General features: G+C 71.7%; 20 protein-coding genes. 11 read left to right on the plus strand and 9 right to left on the minus strand.

The features are described 5' to 3' along the window. Positions 1–106: 106 nt before the first annotated feature. From LG391_RS03225 to LG391_RS03235, 3 genes are all read left to right on the plus strand, one after another. Positions 107–1,291, plus strand: a complete 1,185-nt coding sequence (locus LG391_RS03225; protein ID WP_225766302.1) for a UbiH/UbiF family hydroxylase — start codon at positions 107–109, stop codon at positions 1,289–1,291. Between the two features lie 97 nt (positions 1,292–1,388). After that, positions 1,389–1,730: a hypothetical protein gene (locus LG391_RS03230; protein WP_225766304.1), complete on the plus strand. Its 342-nt coding sequence runs from the start codon at positions 1,389–1,391 to the stop codon at positions 1,728–1,730. Positions 1,731–1,743: 13 nt separating this feature from the next. Beyond that, positions 1,744–2,784 (plus strand): C-terminal binding protein, encoded by a 1,041-nt coding sequence (locus tag LG391_RS03235; RefSeq protein WP_225766306.1) that lies wholly within the window; start codon positions 1,744–1,746, stop codon positions 2,782–2,784. A 237-nt stretch (positions 2,785–3,021) separates the two neighbouring features. On the opposite strand, the gene rpmE is transcribed toward LG391_RS03235, so the two are convergent. From rpmE to LG391_RS03255, 4 genes are all read right to left on the minus strand, one after another. Then, positions 3,022–3,249, minus strand: a complete 228-nt coding sequence (gene rpmE, locus LG391_RS03240; RefSeq protein ID WP_225766319.1) for a 50S ribosomal protein L31 — start codon at positions 3,247–3,249, stop codon at positions 3,022–3,024. Between the two features lie 77 nt (positions 3,250–3,326). Then, positions 3,327–3,758, minus strand: coding sequence for an HIT domain-containing protein (locus LG391_RS03245; protein WP_225766321.1), 432 nt, complete (start codon positions 3,756–3,758; stop codon positions 3,327–3,329). Further along, entirely contained in the window at positions 3,755–4,549 is a 795-nt protein-coding gene (locus tag LG391_RS03250; protein ID WP_225766324.1) for an SDR family NAD(P)-dependent oxidoreductase, read from the minus strand. Before LG391_RS03250 ends, LG391_RS03245 begins: the two co-directional genes overlap by 4 nt. Positions 4,550–4,593: 44 nt before the next feature. Next, complete coding sequence (locus tag LG391_RS03255; protein ID WP_225766326.1) at positions 4,594–5,163, minus strand: hypothetical protein; 570 nt, start codon at positions 5,161–5,163, stop codon at positions 4,594–4,596. Between the two features lie 97 nt (positions 5,164–5,260). On the opposite strand from LG391_RS03255, the gene LG391_RS03260 reads away from it, so the two are divergent. Then, positions 5,261–6,010 (plus strand): HAD family phosphatase, encoded by a 750-nt coding sequence (locus LG391_RS03260; RefSeq protein ID WP_225766338.1) that lies wholly within the window; start codon positions 5,261–5,263, stop codon positions 6,008–6,010. Here the strand turns inward: LG391_RS03260 and LG391_RS03265 are convergent. The 3 genes from LG391_RS03265 to LG391_RS03275 are packed head-to-tail and all read right to left on the minus strand — an operon-like array spanning position 5,952 to position 7,824. Beyond that, the gene (locus LG391_RS03265) at positions 5,952–6,737 is read right to left on the minus strand and encodes an inositol monophosphatase (protein ID WP_225766341.1); all 786 of its coding nucleotides are present in this window, start codon (positions 6,735–6,737) and stop codon (positions 5,952–5,954) included. The genes LG391_RS03260 and LG391_RS03265 overlap by 59 nt on opposite strands. Positions 6,738–6,768: 31 nt before the next feature. Next, positions 6,769–7,086 (minus strand): antibiotic biosynthesis monooxygenase, encoded by a 318-nt coding sequence (locus LG391_RS03270; RefSeq protein ID WP_225766343.1) that lies wholly within the window; start codon positions 7,084–7,086, stop codon positions 6,769–6,771. Between the two features lie 12 nt (positions 7,087–7,098). Next, positions 7,099–7,824, minus strand: coding sequence for a GntR family transcriptional regulator (locus LG391_RS03275; RefSeq protein ID WP_225766345.1), 726 nt, complete (start codon positions 7,822–7,824; stop codon positions 7,099–7,101). Positions 7,825–7,989: 165 nt separating this feature from the next. Between LG391_RS03275 and manD the strand changes: the two genes are divergently transcribed. From manD to LG391_RS03300, 5 genes are all read left to right on the plus strand, one after another. Further along, the gene (gene manD / locus LG391_RS03280; RefSeq protein WP_225766347.1) at positions 7,990–9,198 is read left to right on the plus strand and encodes a D-mannonate dehydratase ManD; all 1,209 of its coding nucleotides are present in this window, start codon (positions 7,990–7,992) and stop codon (positions 9,196–9,198) included. 51 nt (positions 9,199–9,249) lie between these two features. Then, the gene (locus tag LG391_RS03285) at positions 9,250–10,581 is read left to right on the plus strand and encodes an MFS transporter (protein ID WP_225766349.1); all 1,332 of its coding nucleotides are present in this window, start codon (positions 9,250–9,252) and stop codon (positions 10,579–10,581) included. Positions 10,582–10,595: 14 nt separating this feature from the next. Next, a complete protein-coding gene (locus tag LG391_RS03290; RefSeq protein WP_225766351.1) occupies positions 10,596–11,633 on the plus strand; it encodes an L-idonate 5-dehydrogenase in 1,038 nt (345 codons plus the stop codon). Positions 11,634–11,671: 38 nt separating this feature from the next. Further along, positions 11,672–12,955, plus strand: coding sequence for an MFS transporter (locus LG391_RS03295; RefSeq protein WP_225766353.1), 1,284 nt, complete (start codon positions 11,672–11,674; stop codon positions 12,953–12,955). An 89-nt stretch (positions 12,956–13,044) separates the two neighbouring features. After that, complete coding sequence (locus LG391_RS03300) at positions 13,045–14,178, plus strand: cytochrome P450 (protein ID WP_225766355.1); 1,134 nt, start codon at positions 13,045–13,047, stop codon at positions 14,176–14,178. Here the strand turns inward: LG391_RS03300 and LG391_RS03305 are convergent. Together LG391_RS03305 and LG391_RS03310 are read right to left on the minus strand one after the other, a co-directional pair. After that, on the minus strand, positions 14,175–14,339 hold the full coding sequence (locus LG391_RS03305; RefSeq protein WP_225766357.1) for a hypothetical protein: 165 nt from the start codon (positions 14,337–14,339) through the stop codon (positions 14,175–14,177). The two genes, LG391_RS03300 and LG391_RS03305, sit on opposite strands and share 4 nt — an antisense overlap. A 203-nt stretch (positions 14,340–14,542) precedes the next feature. After that, complete coding sequence (locus LG391_RS03310; protein WP_225766359.1) at positions 14,543–15,427, minus strand: LysR family transcriptional regulator; 885 nt, start codon at positions 15,425–15,427, stop codon at positions 14,543–14,545. A gap of 100 nt (positions 15,428–15,527) precedes the next feature. Here LG391_RS03310 and LG391_RS03315 point away from each other — a divergent pair, with 100 nt between their 5' ends. Together LG391_RS03315 and LG391_RS03320 are read left to right on the plus strand one after the other, a co-directional pair. After that, complete coding sequence (locus tag LG391_RS03315) at positions 15,528–16,517, plus strand: zinc-dependent alcohol dehydrogenase family protein (protein WP_225766361.1); 990 nt, start codon at positions 15,528–15,530, stop codon at positions 16,515–16,517. A 203-nt stretch (positions 16,518–16,720) separates the two neighbouring features. Further along, positions 16,721–17,053 carry a hypothetical protein gene (locus tag LG391_RS03320; protein ID WP_225766363.1) on the plus strand — a complete coding sequence of 111 codons (333 nt, stop codon included), beginning with the start codon at positions 16,721–16,723 and terminating at the stop codon, positions 17,051–17,053. Positions 17,054–17,093 lie beyond the last annotated feature (40 nt).

Below are 17,093 nucleotides of genomic sequence, written 5' to 3' on the forward strand. Positions count from 1 at the left end.
AAACCGGTCGTGGGAGGCCCGGGTTTTAGCCCATGGGGGCGGCGATGGCCAGCACGGCGGCAATGCCGCAGCAGCACAGGCGCCCGCCGCCTGCTATGTAATGCGCATGACTCGCACGTCCAGGACACACGAAGCCGACGCGATCGTTGTCGGCGGCGGCCCGGCCGGGCTGCTGGCGGCGCTGCTGCTGGCGCAGGGCGGCGTCGACACCGTGCTGGTCGCCCCGCCGGCGCCGGAGGACCACCGCACCACCGGCCTCCTGGCCGGATCGGTCGCGATCCTGGAGCGGGCCGGGATCTGGCCGGCCCTGCGGCCCGTGGCGGCGCCGATGCGGGCGATCCGGCTGATCGACGACGGCGGGCGGCGGATCCGCGGGCCGGAGGTGGTGTTCCGCGCCGCCGAGATCGGGTTGGAGGCCTTCGGGCACAACGTCGCCAACCGGGACCTGGTCGCCGCCCTGGCCGAGGCCGTCGCCGCGGCGCCGGGCCTGCGCCGGGTGGCGGACACGGCCGCGGAGATCCGGATCGGCCAGGGCGGCGTGACAGTGCGGACCGGCGCCGGCGAGACGGTTCGCGGCCGGCTGGCGGTCGGGGCCGACGGCCGCCATTCCGCGGTCCGGACGGCGGCCGGCATCGGGGTGCGGCGCTGGGGCTACGACCAGGCGGCGCTGGTGACGACGCTGCGCCACGCCCGCGGCCATGACGACGTCTCCACCGAGATCCACACCGCCGCCGGCCCCTTCACCCTGGTGCCGCTGGGCGAGCGGCGGTCCAGCCTGGTCTGGGTGACCCGCCCGGCCGAGGCCGCGGCGCTGGCGGCGCTGGACGACGCGGCCCTGGCCCGGGCGATCGGGCGGCGGGCCGAACCGATCCTGGGTGCGGTGACGCTGGACGGGCCGCGCCAGGTGTTCCCGCTGTCCGGCCTGGCGGCGCGGCGCCTGGCGCTGCCGCGGGTGGCGCTGGTCGGCGAGGCGGCGCATGCCCTGCCGCCGATCGGGGCCCAGGGCCTGAACCTCGGCTTCCGCGACGCCGGTGCCGTCGCCGAGGTCGCGGCCGCTTCCGTCCGCGGCGGCACGGATCCGGGCGCCGCGGCGATGATGGCGCGCTACGAGGCCCGGCGGCGCGGCGACGTCGCCAGCCGCAGCGCCGGGGTCGACCTGCTGAACCGGTCGCTGCTGACCGACGCCGCCCCTGCCCTCGCCCTGCGCGCTTTGGCGCTGCAGGCGGTGAAGCGGGTGGCGCCGCTGCGCCGCCTGCTGATGCGGGAAGGCATCGCGCCGGGCGGGATCTGACATCCGACGGCAGGACGGTGGCGGCGGGCGGCGGGCACTGCTACCGTTCCGTGACGGGCCGCGACGGCCCGCCCGCTTCACAACCGACGACCTTCCGATGCCCGCCAAGAAGAATCCGCTCGGCCTCAACCCGCTGCAGCTGAAGACCCTGACCGTGCTGCAGCAGATGGCGCAGACGCCCCGCTTCGCCACGCAGCAGGAGGACGGCACGGTGCTGGTCTCCAGCTTCCCGCCGCCGCATGGCGACCACTATCATGTCGGCGACGCGGTGGTGATGGGCCGGGACATGACCGGGCTGCACAACGTCGCGGTGTTCGCGGCGCTCGAGCGCAAGGGGCTGATCCGCTCCGGCTTCCCCGGCGCCGCCATCGTCACCGCCGACGGCCTGGCCTATGACACCGGGCTGGCCGGCACGATCCTGCACCGCGCCGACCACTGACCGGCCGGTCCCGATGGCGCCCCGCTTCACCATCCTGACGCCCGACGCGCAATATGCTGACGACGCCGTGATCGAACGGCAGGTCGGCGGCGCCGATGTCGAGTTCGTGATCCGGCGCGAGCGCGACCGGAAGAAGATCCCGGACGAGGTCTATGCCCGCGCCGACGCGCTTCTGACCTGGCACGAGCTCAAGGTCGACCAGTCGGTAATCGACAAGATGCCGCGCTGCCGGATCATCGTCCGCGCCGGGGTCGGCTTCGACCATATCGACCTGGCCGCCGCGGGGGCCGCCGGCATCCCGGTGGCGAACACGCCGGATTACGGCACCAGCGAGGTGGCCGACCATGCGATCGGCCTGATGCTGGCCCTGCTGCGCGGCATCCCGGCCTACGACCAGGCGCTGCAGGCCGACCCGGCCGGCCGCTACACGCTGGAGGCCGGGCGCCTGACCCGGCGGATCCGAGGCACCCGCCTCGGCATCGTCGGGCTGGGCCGGATCGGCACCGCCATGGCGATGCGGGCCAGGGCCTTCGGGCTGGAGATCCTGGCCTACGACCCCTACATCCCGCGGGGGCAGGAGATCGCGCTGGGCATCACCCGGGTCGAGATCCTGTCCGACCTGCTGGCCGCCAGCGACATCGTGTCGATCCACGCGCCGCTGACGCCGGAGACGCACCGGCTGTTCGGCGACGCCGCCTTCTCGGTGATGCGGCCGCATGCGGTGCTGATCAACACCGCCCGCGGCGCCATCGTCGACCTCGACGCGCTGCACGGCGCGCTGCAGGCGGGGCGGATCGCCGGCGCCGCGCTGGACGTGCTGCCGGAGGAGCCGCCGCCCGAGCCGCTGCCGGCGCTGCTGGCCGCCTATCGCGAGCAGCCGGAGTGGCTGCGCGGCCGGCTGATCCTGACCCCGCACGCCGCCTGGTCGAGCCCGGAGAGCCAGGCCGACGCCCGCCGCCTGTCGGCCGAGACCACGGTCGCCTATCTGCGCAGCGGCGCCCTGCGCAACTGCGTCAACGAGGCGTTCCTGGACCGGAAGAAGCTCAGACGGTAACGGGGCGTGAATCGTAGGTCGCCCCCCCTTTTTGTCATGCCCGGGGCTTGACCCGGGCATCCAGAGATGCCGATGCCGCTCCGGGTGACCCCTGGATTGCCGGGTCAAGCCCGGCAATGACAACAAGAGACAATCCGCGCCCGTCCGTCCTGCAGCTCAAATGCGAAAAGCCGGCCTCCCTCGCGGGGGCCGGCTCGCGGACCGGTATCGGCAGGCGCCCGTCCGGGCGCCGCGCGATCAGGACTTCTTCAGGCCGAACGCCTCGAAGCGCTTGTTGAACTTGGCGACCTGGCCGCCGCGGTCCACCAGCTTCTGCACGCCGGTCCAGGCCGGGTGCGACTTCGGGTCGATGTCGAGACGGAGGGTATCGCCCGCCTTGCCATAGGTGCTGCGAGTCTTGAACTCGGTCCCGTCGGTCATGACGACGGTGATCTCATGGTAGTCGGGGTGAATTTCGGTCTTCATGGCCGGGGGCTCCGCACAAACGAGGGGGCCGTATAGCCAAACCGGCGGCGAAATGCAAGGTCGCCGCCGCGCATGGCTCACGTCGCCTCGTCGAGGACGGCCGCCAGCCGGGCGAGAAGCGCCTCGGCCTCGCCGGGGCCGTAGGGCTCGGCGGCGCCGGCGCCCCAGACCGGCCCGGGCCAGGCGGCATCGCCCGGCTGCCGTGCCAGGACATGGACATGCAGCTGCGGCACGACGTTGCCGAGCGCGCCGATGTTGATCTTCATCGCCGGGAACACCGCGGCCAGGGCGCAGGCGGCCAGCATCGTCTCCTGATGCAGCGCCACCTGGTCCTCCGGCGCCAGGGTGTGCCACTCGACCGCCTTGGCCCGGCGCGGCACCAGAAGCAGCCAGGGGAAGCGGCGGTCGTTCATCAGCCGCAGCTGCGACAGCGACCAGTCGCGCCATTCCAGGGTCGAAGCGGCGATCCGCGGGTCGAGGGCGAAGCCTGTCTCCTTCGCAGCGCTCATGACGGCAGCCCCCCCGATGGCAAACCGACCCGGCGGCGCAGCTCCGGGTCGCGGATGGTGAGCTCCCGGCCGACCAGGTCCTGCGCCTCGGGCCCGCACAGCCAGGCGATGACCCGGGCCGGATGCTCCGGCGGGGCATGCGCCTCGCGCGGCATTTGGCTGACCGGGTTGATGCCGGAGGCGCGGATCTCGCCCTGCATACGGGTGTCGACGGTGCCCGGGCGGAAGCCGAAGGCGCGGATGCCCTGGCCGCCATATTCCAGGTGCAGCGACCGGGCCAGCATCGCCAGCCCGGCCTTGCCGGCGCAATACGCGCTCCAGCCCTCATAGGCGTTCTCGGCGGCGCCGGAGCTGACATTGACCACGGTGCCGCCGCCGCGCGCCACCAGGCCGGGCAGCACCGCGCGCAGCACGGCGTAGGCGCCGAGCAGGTTGACCGTGACGTTGCGGGCCCAGTCGGCGGGATCGCAGTCGAGCAGCCGCCCGATCGGCCCGACCATGCCGGCGTTGTTGACCAGGATGGTCGGGGCGCCCAGCGCCTCGGCCGCCTGCCGCACCAGCGTGCCGGCCCAGGCGACGTCGCCGATGTCGCCGGCGATGGCGACGGCCCGGCCGCCGGCGTCGCGCAGCTCGCGGGCGAGGCCATCGATCTCCCCGGCCGAGCGGGCGGTCAGCGCCACCGCCGCCCCCCGGGCCGCCAGCGCCCGCGCCGCCGCGGCGCCGATGCCGCGGCTGGCCCCGGTGACCAGGGCCACCTCCCCGTCCAGGCGGAACGCGTCAGCTTCGGTCATGGTCGTGCATCCCTTCTTCGTCTCGCACAGTCTATCCCGGACGCTCACCCCTGCCACGCCCGGCCCTCGAGGACCCGGAACGACAGCACCCGCCGCACCCGCTCCTCGACCGTGGTGTCGCCCTCGATGCGCAGCACCGGGCAGGGCAGCCGGGCCAGCCAGGCCTCGTGCGCCTCGCGGTTGCGGCCGACCCGGGTGCCGACATCGTAGGCCTCCGCCCAGTCGAGGAAGGCGTGGTGGATCGCGTGCATCTTCCCGCCGGGGGCCAGCGCCGCGGCGCCGTAGCGCTCGACCTCGCGGGCCCGCAGCCGCGCCATCCGCAGCGCCGGCGGAATGGCGAGGAAGACCACCAGGTCGAATCGCGGGATCAGCGGGTCGCCCCAGCTGATCAGCGAGCCGGTCAGCACCCAGCGATCGGCCCGGGCGAACGCCTGCTCCAGCAGGGCCAGCCGCTCGGGAACCGGCCGCTTCTCCTGGAACGGCGGATCGGTCGGCAGCCAGTAGACATCGTCGGTGTCCAGGTGCAGCGCACCGGTCCCGGCGGCCAGCGCCAGGCCCAACGTCGTGGTGCCGGATCCGGATGCGCCGGTGATGTGGATGCGCCTGGGCGCCATGATCGCCTCCGTCCCCCGCCGTCTGCCTTGCACATAGCGCAGCGGCATGGTGTTGTCGCCCCGCCTTTCCCGCCGCCTTCTTCTGCCCGGGCCTGCCATGCTGGTGATCTTCGACTGCGACGGCGTGCTGATCGATTCGGAAGTGATCTTCTGCGCCATCGATTCCGAGGCGCTGGCCCGGCTGGGCCACGCGGTGGCGCCGAGCGAGATCGCCCGGCGGTTCTGCGGCACGCCGCACCACGTGGCTTGGAGCACGCTGGCGGCGGAGCTGGGCTTCACCGTCGAGGAGCGGATGATCGAGGAGATCCGGGCGGAGAGCGCCCGGCGCTTCGTCACCGAGCTGCGCGCCATTCCCGGCGCCGCCGAGGCGGTCGCGGCCGCCGCAGGCCTGGGCCACCCGGCCTGCGTCGCCTCCTCCACCGGCCTGCCGAACCTGCGCCGCAACCTGGAGATCGCCGGGCTGCTGCCGCGGCTCGACCCGCATGTGTTCTCGGCCAGCCAGGTGGCGCGCGGCAAGCCGGCGCCGGACGTCTTCCTCTACGCCGCCTCGCAGATGGGCGCCGACCCGGCGGACTGCCTGGTGATCGAGGATTCAATCCACGGCGTCACCGCCGCCCGCCGGGCCGGCATGAAGGTGGTCGGCTTCACCGGCGGCGGCCATGCCGACCCCGAGCTGGGGCAGCGCCTGAGGGCGGCCGGCGCCGGCCGGACCTTCGCGACGATGCCCGAGATCGCGGACTGGCTGGCGGCGGGGGCCCCGCCGCCGCGCTACAACCTGGGCGAGGTGCTCAAACCAGCGCCCGGAGCTGGCGCGCCAGGTCCGCGACGCCCGGCGCCACGGCGGTGACCGGGCCGCTCTGCGCCCCGCTCTCGATGAAATCGTCGGTGACGCCGCCCGCCTCGCGCACCAGCACCAGCCCGGCCAGCACGTCCCAGGCGTTGATGGGGGCGGCGGAGAAGCCGTCGACCCGGCCGTCGGCCGTATAGGCCAGCAGCAGGGCCGAGGAGCCGATCCGCCGGTACTCCGCGCCGTGCGACAGGAGGTGGTCGATCTGGCGGACATGCGCGTCGACCTTCCGGCCCGGCGCATAGCCGACACCGATCACCGCCGCCTCCGGCCGGGCGGCGGCGTTGACCGCGATCGGCGTGCCGTTGCGGGTGGCCCCCTGCCCCGCCACGGCGCTGTACAGCTCGTCATGCACCGGGTCGTAGATCACGCCCAGCGCCGGCTTGCCGTCGACGGTGGCACCGATCGAGACGCACCAGATCGGCCGACCGCGCATGAAGTTCGCGGTGCCGTCGATCGGGTCCAGCCCCCAGACGATGCGGGCGCCCTGCCGGTCCAGCCCGAACTCCTCCCCCAGCACGGCGTGGTCGGGGAAGATCTCGCGCAGCCGGCCGCGGATCAGGGTCTCGACCGCCTTGTCGACCGCGGTGACGAAATCCTGCGGCCCCTTGGCCTCGACCGCGAGGTCCCGGCGCTCGGCCAACTGGGCCAGGGCCAGGCGGCCGCCGGCCCGGGCCAGGGCCTCGGCCACGATCCGCATCAGGGCGAGGGTCTGTTGGTCGCTCACCGCGCACTCCTGTCACTTCGGAAGGCCGGGATCATCCGGGACCCGGCCCCTCCTCGACAACCGTGTAGTGGTGGACCCTGCCATCGAACCGGGTCAGCGCCGCGACGGCGGCCGGCTCGACCACCGCCTGCTCCGGATCGTCGCCGGCGAAGGCGCGGATCGCGTCCAACGACTCCCAGCGCGTCAGCACCATGAACTCGATCTCGTCCGGCCGGTCCCGGCGCAGCAGCGAGGCGCCCCGGAAGCCGGCGATGCCGCGCAGCGCCGGCAGCACCGCGCCGCGGAAATGCTCGGGATAGGCCGACGGGTTGGACGAGGCGGCATAGCCGCGCCAGATTCGGACGATCATCTCCGGCCTCCTTCAGCCATCCAGCTCGAACAGCTCCGGCCGCCGCTGCGCGATCGGGCCGAGCGACGACAGGATCTCGCGCAGGTGCCGGCGCATCGCCGCCTCGGCGGCGTCGGGGTCGTGCGCCCGCAGCCCGGCCACGATCTCCTCATGCTGCGAAATCAGCATCTCCAGCGGCGAGACGTCGGGCAGGCTGAGATAGCGCACCCGGTCCATCTGCGCCTTCATGTGCTCGATCGTGCTCCAGGCCGGCAGGCAGTCGATCGCCTCGATGATCAGGCGGTGGAAGCCTTCGTCCAGCGCCAGGAAGCCGGCATGGTCGTGCCGCCGGGCGGCATCGCGCTGGGCTTCCAGGTTGCCCTCCAGCCGCCGCAGGGCGCGGTCGTCGATGCTCTCGGCGGCAAGCCGGACCACCGCGGCCTCCACCGCCTCGCGGATGAAGCGGCCCTGTTCGACCTGCCGCCTCGAGATCTTGCGCACCCGGGTGCCCCGCTGCGGCAGCACCTGCAGCAGCCCGGCCTCGACCAGCTTGATGAAGGCCTCGCGCACCGGCTGGCGCGACACGCCGAACATCTCCGACCCGTCCTTCTCGGACAGCGCCGTGCCGGGCGGCAGCAGGCCGGTGATGATCGCCTGGCGCAGCCCCTCATAGACCTGCCGGCCGATCGGCCCCTCGCCGCTGAGCGGGATGCTTCGCGGCAGGGTCTCGGCCTCCTGCGCCCTTCGTCGTCCGGCCATCGTTCCTCCCGTTCCGGTTCGTTGTGCCCCCAGCATACAGGGGATCAGCCGACCCGCCAGAGGATGTTCGCCATACTTGTATGGTGATTCAAGTTGCGCTATGGATCGCATCGCTTCCCGCTGCGAGAACGCGGCGATGGGCAAGCCACCGGGAGAGAACGCGCCATGAAGATCGTCCGCGCCGATGTCATCGTCACCTGCCCCGGGCGCAACTTCGTCACGCTGAAGCTGGTCACGGACGAGGGCGTCCACGGCATCGGCGACGCCACGCTAAACGGGCGCGAGCTGGCGGTGGCCAGCTATCTCCGCGACCATGTCTGCCCTCTCCTGGTCGGGCGCGACCCGCACCGCATCGAGGACATCTGGCAGTACCTGTACAAGGGCGCCTATTGGCGCCGCGGCCCGGTGACGATGAGCGCGATCGCCGCCGTCGACATGGCGCTGTGGGACATCAAGGCGAAGGTCGCCGGGCTGCCGCTGTACCAGCTGCTGGGCGGCGCCTCGCGCGAGGGCGTGATGGTCTACAGCCACGCCACCGGCCGCGACATTCCGGAGGCGCTGGACCGCTTCGCCGCCTATCAGGAGAAGGGCTACAAGGCGATCCGCGTGCAGTGCGGCGTGCCCGGCATGGCCTCGGTCTACGGCGTCAGCAAGGGCGGCGACGCCTATGAGCCGGCGACCAAGGGCTGGCCCGAGGAGCAGCCCTGGTCGACCGAGAAGTACCTGAACTTCGTGCCCGAGCTGTTCGAGGCGGTGCGTGCGACCTTCGGCTTCGACACCCATCTGCTGCACGACATCCACCACCGGCTGACGCCGATCGAGGCGGCGCGGCTGGGCAAGGCGGTCGAGCCCTACGCCCTGTTCTGGCTGGAGGACCCGACCCCGGCGGAGAACCAGGAAGGCTTCCGGCTGATCCGGCAGCACACCACCACCCCGATAGCGGTCGGCGAGGTGCTGAACAGCATCTGGGATTGCAAGCTGCTGATCGAGGAGCAGCTGATCGACTACATCCGCACCACGCTGACCCATGCCGGCGGCATCACCCATCTGCGCCGGATCGCCGATTTCGCCGCCCTGCACCATGTGCGCACCGGCTGCCACGGCCCGTCGGACCTGTCGCCGGTGTGCATGGGCGCGGCGCTGCATTTCGACCTGTGGGTGCCGAATTTCGGCGTCCAGGAATACATGGGCTATCCCGAGCCGGCGCTGGAGGTGTTCCCGCACGCCTGGTCGTTCCAGGACGGATACATGCATCCCGGCGAGGCGCCCGGCCACGGCGTCGACATCGACGAGGATCTCGCCGCCCGCTTCCCCTACGAGCCGGCCTATCTGCCGGTGGCGCGGCTCGAGGACGGCACGCTGACCAGCTGGTGACGCGGCAACCGCGATCGAAGAGGCCGAGGACGGCCCGGACGGGAGGAGAGGATGGAAGGGCAGCAGAACACCACGTCACCGGCGATGATGCGGCGGATCGCGATCGCGTCCTGCATCGGCACGACGGTCGAGTGGTACGATTTCTTCATCTACGCCACCGCCTCGGCGCTTGTGTTCAACAAGCTGTTTTTCACCAGCATCGATCCGTTGGCAGGGTCCCTGGCGGCGCTCGGCACCTATGCCGCCGGCTTCTTCACCCGGCCGCTGGGCGGCCTCTTGTTCGGCGCCATCGGCGACCGCTACGGCCGCAAGCAGGCGCTGGTCATCACCCTGCTGATCGTCGGCATCGCCACCTTCGTCATCGGGCTGATGCCGACCTATGCCGAGATCGGCATCTGGGCGCCGCTGGCCCTGCTGTTCATCCGCCTGCTGCACGGCTTCGGCATCGGCGGCGAGCAGGGCAACGCCATCCTGATCATGTGCGAGCACGCGCCGTCGCGCGCCCGCGGCTTCTTCGGATCCTGGGTGCAGATCGGCGCGCCGGCCGGCTTCGTGCTGCCGCTCGGCATCTTCGCGCTCTTGACCTCGACCCTGTCGGAGGAGGCATTCCTGAGCTGGGGCTGGCGCATCCCCTTCCTGCTCAGCATCCTGCTGGTCGGCATTGGCATGTACATCCGCCTGCAGCTGACCGAATCGCCGCTGTTCCTGGAGATGCGGAAGCGCCGGGCCGAGGATGCGCATCCGCTGGTCGAGGTGGTGCGCAGCCAGCCGCGGGAGCTGATCCTGGGCTGCGGCAGCAAGCTGGCCGAGAGCATCGCCTTCACCAGCTTCGCCGTGCTGATCGCCGCCTACGCCACCAGCCGCGGCATCGACCGGCCGACCATGACCACGGCGATGCTGATCGCCATCCTGCTGGAGCTGGTGACCCTGCCGCTGTTCGGCGCGCTGTCGGACCGGATCGGCCGCAAGTCGGTCTACCTGTTCGGCGCCGCCGTCGTCCTCGTCGCGACCTTCCCCGTTTTCGGCCTGGTCTATGCCCGGATGGACGGGCTGGTCTGGCTGGGCCTGATCGCCGCGCTCGCCATCGGCCACAGCGCCATGTACGGACCGCAGGCGGCGTTCTATTCCGAGCTGTTCCCGACCAAGGTGCGGGCCAGCGGCGTGTCCTTCGTGCAGCAGATCGGCGCGCTGATCGGGTCTGCCGGCACGCTGGCGGCGGGCTGGCTGCTGGAGATCGGCGACGGCACGCCCTGGTATCTGTGCGCCTATATCGCCCTGGGCTGCGTCATCACCCTGCTCTGCGCCCGGGCGCTGCCCGAGACGGCGCCACGCCTGTCCCGCACCGGGGACCTGATCGGCGGCCCCGCCGCCGCCCATTCCTGACCCAGGAGACGCCCATGTTCGCCGCCGTGCTGCACCAGGCCAAGGATCTGCGGATCGAGGATCGCGAGCCGCCGAGCGTCGCCCCCGGCGAGGTCAAGGTGCGGTTCCGCGCCGGCGGCATCTGCGGTTCCGACCTTGCCTACTACTCCAAGGGCAAGACCGGCGACTTCTATCTGCGCGAGCCGCTGATCCTCGGCCACGAGATGGCCGGCGAGGTCGCCGAGGTGGCGCCGGACGTCGAGGGCCTGTCGGTCGGCCAGCCGGTCGCGGTGAACCCGAGCCGGGCCTGCGGCCGCTGCGAGTACTGCATGGCCGGGCTGGAGAACCAGTGCCTGAACATGCGGTTCCTGGGCAGCGCCTCGATCTTCCCGCACATGCAGGGCGCCTTCCGCGAATACCTGACCGTGCCGGCCCGGCAATGCGTCCCGGTGCCGGAGCATGTCAGCTTCGCCGAGGCCTCGATGGCCGAGCCGCTGGCGGTGTCGCTGCACGCCGTGCGCCGCGCCGGCCCGATCCTGGGCGAGGACGTGCTGATCGTCGGCTGCGGCCCGATCGGCGCCCTGGTGCTGCTGGTCGCCCGCCAGGCCGGCGCCCGCCGCATCACCGTGGTCGACCTGGCCGAGAAGGCGCGCGAGACGGCGCTGGGCCTGGGCGCCGACGAGGCGGTCGATGCCCGGGACGAGGAGCGGATCGCGGCCTGGAGCCGGAACCGCGGCCGCTTCGGCGTGACGATCGAGGCCTCGGGCGCCCCGGCCGGCCTCGACACTGCGTTGCGCGCCGCCCGCGCCCGCGGCCGGGTGGTCCAGCTCGGCAACCTGCCGAGCGGCCAGTCGCCGGTCTCGGCCAACCTGGTGATGGCGAAGGAGCTGGAGTATCGCGGCTCCTTCCGCTTCGCCGAGGAATACGCGCTGGCGGTGGAGATGATCGCCGGCCGGCGGATCGACCTGACGCCGCTGATGACCCACCGCTTCCCGGTCCGCAACGCGGACCAGGCCTTCCAGGTCGCCCTCGACCGCAACCAGTCGATGAAGGTCCATCTCCTGGACCTCTGAGCGGCCACCAAGCCGCCCCCGCAAGCGGAAGGACCACCATGTTCAGAAGCGTTCGCTGGCTGATCGTCGGCCTGCTGTTCATCGCCGGCATGATCAACTATCTCGACCGCTCGGCGCTGTCGATCGCGGCGCCGCTGATCCAGCAGGATCTCGGCCTGGACCACGCCCAGATGGGCGTGATCTTCAGCAGCTTCTTCGCCGGATACGCCGTGTTCAACTTCATCGGCGGCTGGCTGTCGGACCGGATCGGGCCGAAGGCCGTCTTCAGCGGCGCCATGGGGCTGTGGTCGCTGTTCTGCGGCCTGACCGCGGTCGCCACCGGCTTCGTCTCGATGATCGTGCTGCGCGTGCTGTTCGGCGTCGGCGAAGGGCCGCTGAGCTCGACCATGAGCAAGACGGTCAGCAACTGGTTCCCGCGGCGCGAGGCGGCGACGGCGATCGGCATCGTCAATTCCGGCACGCCCCTGGGCGGCGCCGTGGCCGGCCCGATCGTCGGCTATCTGGCGCTGGCCTTCGGCTGGCGGCTGGCCTTCGTCATCATCATGCTGCTCGGCTTCGTCTGGCTGGTGTTCTGGCTGCGGATGTCGACCGACCGCCCCAGCCAGCATCCGCGCATCAGCGACGCCGAGCGCCGGCTGATCGAGGAGGGCCAGGCGCAGATCGATCCGGCAGCGCAGCTGCCGGCGCAGGGGCTGGGCTTCTACCTGCGCCAGCCGATCGTGCTGGCCACCGCCTTCGCCTTCTTCACCTACAACTACGTGCTGTTCTTCTTCCTGACCTGGTTCCCGAGCTACCTGACCGAGGTGCACAAGCTCGGCATCAAGGACATGAGCCTGGCCACGGTGATCCCCTGGGTGCTGGGCTTCCTGGGCCTGGCGCTGGGCGGCTTCGTCTCAGACCGCATCTTCCGGCTGACCGGCCGGGCGCTGCTGTCGCGCAAGCTGGTGCTGATCGGCGGGCTCGGCGTCGCCGCGGTGGGCGTCGCCCTGGCCGGCGACGTGGCCGATGTCAGCAGCGCGGTGGCGCTGATGTCGGTGTCGATCTTCGGCCTCTACCTCACCGGGTCGATCTACTGGGCGGTGATCCAGGACGCGGTGCGCGGCGAGAATGTCGGCGGCGTCGGCGGCTTCATCCACTTCCTGGCCAATCTCGCCGGCATCATCGGCCCGGCGGTGACCGGCTTCATCGTCCAGGCCACCGGCGGCGTCTACACCAGCGCCTTCGTGCTGGCCGGCGGTCTGGCCGTGCTCGGCGCCCTGGCGTCGCTGGTCTTCATCCGCGAGCCGCGCGGCCGGGCGGCCGGAGTCGCGGCGGCCGAGTAGGCGTCGCTTCGACCGAGGCCGAAGCGTCTTCGGCCTCCGGACCGGATCGGCCGGCTATGATGACGGCCACTCCAGCCGAGGGACCGATCATGCAGCCGCCGTGCGATCCCGTCGCCGCCGTGACCCATCCCGATCCCTACCCCTACTACGCCGGACTGCGGCGGCGGCCCTTCCAGCATGACGAGGCCCTCGGCCTCTGGGTCGCGGCGGACGCCGAGGCTGCGGCAGCGGTGCTGGCCAACCCCGCCTGCCGGGTCCGGCCGCCGGCCGAGCCAATTCCGCGGCCGCTGCTGGGCAGCGCCGTCGGCGACCTGTTCGGCCGGCTGGTGCGGATGACCGACGGCGACGCCCAGGCCTACGCCAAGCGGGCCGTCGCGGCGGCGCTGGACGTCCCGCCCGAGATCGTCCTGGCCGAGGCCCGGCGCCGAGCCGCCGCCCTGGCCGACAATCGCGCCGGCCTCGACGCGTTCCTCTTCGCCCTGCCGACGCATGTGGTCGGCGCGCTTTTGGGCTTCGCCGCGAACCGGCTGCCCGAGGTCGCCGACCGGATGCGCGACGTTGTCGCCGCCATCGCTCCGGACGCTACCTTCGAGGAGATCCGGCGCGGACACGAAGCGGCCGCGAGGATGGTCGCCCTGACCGAGACCGTGATCGGATCTGCCGGAGACGGTCTCGCCCGGCGCCTGCGCGACGTGGCGGAGCGGGAAGGCGGCATCGACCCGGTTGCGGTCACCGCCAATGCCGTCGGCTTCCTGTTCCAGGCGCGCGACGCCGGGGCCGGGCTGCTCGGCAATGCCGTCGCGGCGCTCGGCGCCCGTCCCGAGCTGCGCCGCAAGGCCATGTCCGATCGAGGGCTGTTGCCAGGCCTGGTGCAGGAGGTGCTGCGCTGCGACCCGCCGGCCCAGAACACCCGCCGCTTCGTCGCCGAGGACACCGAGATCGCCGGCCGGACGCTGCGGGCGGGCGATGCCGTGCTGGTCGTCCTCGCCGCCGCCAACCGCGACCCGGCGCTGAACCCCGATCCGGACCGCTTCGATCCTGCCCGGCCGGACCGGCGGAGTCTGAGCTTCGGCCATGGCCGCCACGCCTGCCCCGGCGACGCCATCGCCGCCGCGATCGCCGAAGTCGGCCTCGACGCCCTGCTCGACCGGCTCCCGGATTGGCCCGAGCGGCCGGCCGGCTACCGGCCCTCGCCGAACATCCGGATCCCGCGGTTTTCTTAGCCCTGGTCGCCTGGGGCCAGTTCCGCCGCCTTCCCCGCCAGCACCTTGTCAAGATCGGCCTCACTGGCCTCGCCACCTTCGGCGATTGAGCGATCGAGCGTCTCCTTCAGCGCTCGCAGCTTCTCCTCGAGCCCCTCGGCCGGACGATCGCTGCCGGTCATCACGATATCCTCCATGATGCGGGACTTTGGAGGCTCCGCCTCTACCGTCATTGCGAGGAGGCGAAGCCGACGAAGCAATCCAGGGGCCAATGCGTGCGGCCCTGGATTGCTTCGCTGCGCTCGCAATGACGGCGTTGGGAACTCTGAAAGTCTCGTGACGGGGAGCAGAATAGCAAAGAGCAGGCGCACATTGTCATCGCCCCCTACCCGAACGCCTCGACCACCGCGTCGATGAAGCTGCGCAGCTTCGGGGTCGGGCGGCGGTCGGGGGCGAACAGGATGTGCATCGGCCGCGAGGGCGGGTCGTAGCCCGGCAGCACGCGCACCAGCCGGCCGGCGGCGATGTCGTCGCGCAGCAGCCCCTCCGGCTGCAGGATGATGCCCAGCCCCTCCAGCGCCGCGCTGCGCAGCGCCTGGCCGCTGTTCACCGAGAAGCGGCCGCGAACCTGAACCGAATGCAGGGTCCCGTCCGGGCCGATGAACTGCAGCAGGTCGCGCGGCATCCAATGGGCGAAGCCGAGGCATTCATGGCCCGCCAGATCCTCCGGCCGCGCCGGCGCGCCGCGTTCGGCGAGATAGGCGGGCGCGGCGCAGGCGACCAGGCGGTAGGGCCGCAGCCGGCGGGCGATCAGGCTGGAATCGGGCAGCGGCGCGATCCGGATCACCGCCTCGTACCCCTCCTCCACCAGGTCGACGATGCGGTCGCTCAGCGTCACCTCGATGCTGACCTCGGGATTCGCCCGCAGATAGCGCGCCACCATCGGCATCAGCTCATGCGCGCCGAAGGTGACCGGCGCGTTGACCCGCAGCCGGCCGCGCGGCACGGCGCGCAGGTCCTCGGCCAGCGCCTCCGCCGCCTCGGCCTCGGCCAGCACGTTGCGGCAGCGCTCGTAGAAGGCGCGGCCGACCTCGGTCAGGCTCTGCCGCCGCGTGGTGCGGGCCAGCAGCCGGGCGCCGAGGCGATCCTCGAGGAACCGGACATGCTTGCCGACCATCGGCGCCGACAGGCCGAGCGCCTCCGCCGCGGCGGCGAAGGAGCCGGTTTCGACGGCCCGGACGAACACCGCCATGCTGGTGAGACGGTCCATGATTGGAAACCAACGGTTTCGACTGTTGCGTCGGATTCGATACTTATCTTCTTTTGCGAAGTAATCATATCGGAGGGCGTCCCATCCACAGGAGCCCGACATGGCCCGCATCGTCCGCATCCACGAGCTCGGCGGCCCCGAGGTCCTTCGCCTCGAGGAGGTCGAGGTGCCGCCGCCCGGCCCCGGCGAGATCCGCCTGCAAGTGAAGGCGCTGGGCATCAACCGCGCCGAATCGATGTTCCGCACCGGCTATTATCCGGAAGCGCCGGACTTCCCGGCCCGGCTGGGCTACGAGGCTGCCGGGACGGTCGAGGCGCTGGGCCCGGGCGTCACCGGCCTCGCCGTGGGCGACGCGGTCAGCATCGTGCCGCCGCTGTCGATCACCCGCTGGGGCGCCTATGGCGAGGTCGCCAATGTGCCGGCCGAGGTGACGGTGAAGCATCCGGCCAACCTGTCCTGGACCGAGGCCGCCGCGGTCTGGATGCAATACGTCACCGCCTATGGCGCGCTGGTCGAGATCGCCGGGCTGAGCCGCGGCGATTCGGTGCTGATCACCGCCGCCTCCAGCAGCGTCGGGCTGGCCGCGATCCAGATCGCCAACCGGCTCGGCGCGACGTCCATCGCCGCCACCCGAACCGCCGCCAAGGCCGCGGCGCTGCGCGATGCCGGCGCCGCCCATGTCGTCGTCACCGACGAGGAGGACCTTGCCGGGCGGGCCAAGGCCATCACCGGCGGCGCCGGGGTCCGGGCGGCGTTCGACCCGGTGGCCGGCCCGGCCGTGAATGTGCTGGCCGAGGCGCTGGGCCAGGGCGGCATCCTGGTCGAATACGGCGCGCTGAGCCCCGAGCCGACGCCCTTCCCGCTGTTCCCGGCCCTGGTCAAGGGGCTGAGCGTCAGGGGCTACCAGTACAAGGAGATCGTCGGCGACCCGGCCAAGCTGGAGCGGGCCAAGCGCTTCATCGTCGAGGGGCTGGCCGACGGGTCGCTGAAGCCGGTGATCGACCGGGTCTTCCCGCTCGACCAGATCGTCGAAGCCCATCGCTACCTCGAATCCAACCAGCAGATCGGCAAGATCGTGGTCACGGTCTGAACCAGCGGCAGAGTGCCTGCCCGACTCTCCAGCGTCATGGCGAGGCTCCTTGGGGCTCGCCATGACGGCGCGAGGGCGGAGTCAGTGCCTACGCCACCCGTCCGAGCATCACCGTGATCCATCCAATCACGTTTCATTAACGCGCAAGGATCTACCGTCCGCCCGATATCGACCGAAACCATCGATCAATTCGGGGACTGATCATGCGCAGTATCGAACAACCTCCGCCCACCCGGATGACCGCCGAATGGGCCCGTCGCTACCTGCAGCGTCTGGACCAGCCTCTCGATCCCTGGGAAGCGGACTATTTCCGCAGCGGCTGCAACTTCCTGGCCCGCGATTCGGCCACCGGCGCGATCGCCTGCTGGAAGTCGATGAACCTGCCGATCGACCGGCGGCGCGAGACGTATATGGGGCCGATGGGCATGACGCCGCTGACCCGGCAGGAGATGGATCGCCTGTCCGGCCTGCTGGAGAAGCTGGCCGACGGCGAGGACGCCTCGCACCAGGTGGCGGCGCTGCGGCGCTTCCGCTAGACGCCGATATCCGGGGGGACTGATCGCCGGGCGTGGAGCC

The sequence above is a fragment of the Inquilinus sp. Marseille-Q2685 genome, assembly GCF_916619195.1.
Taxonomy (GTDB): domain Bacteria; phylum Pseudomonadota; class Alphaproteobacteria; order DSM-16000; family Inquilinaceae; genus Inquilinus.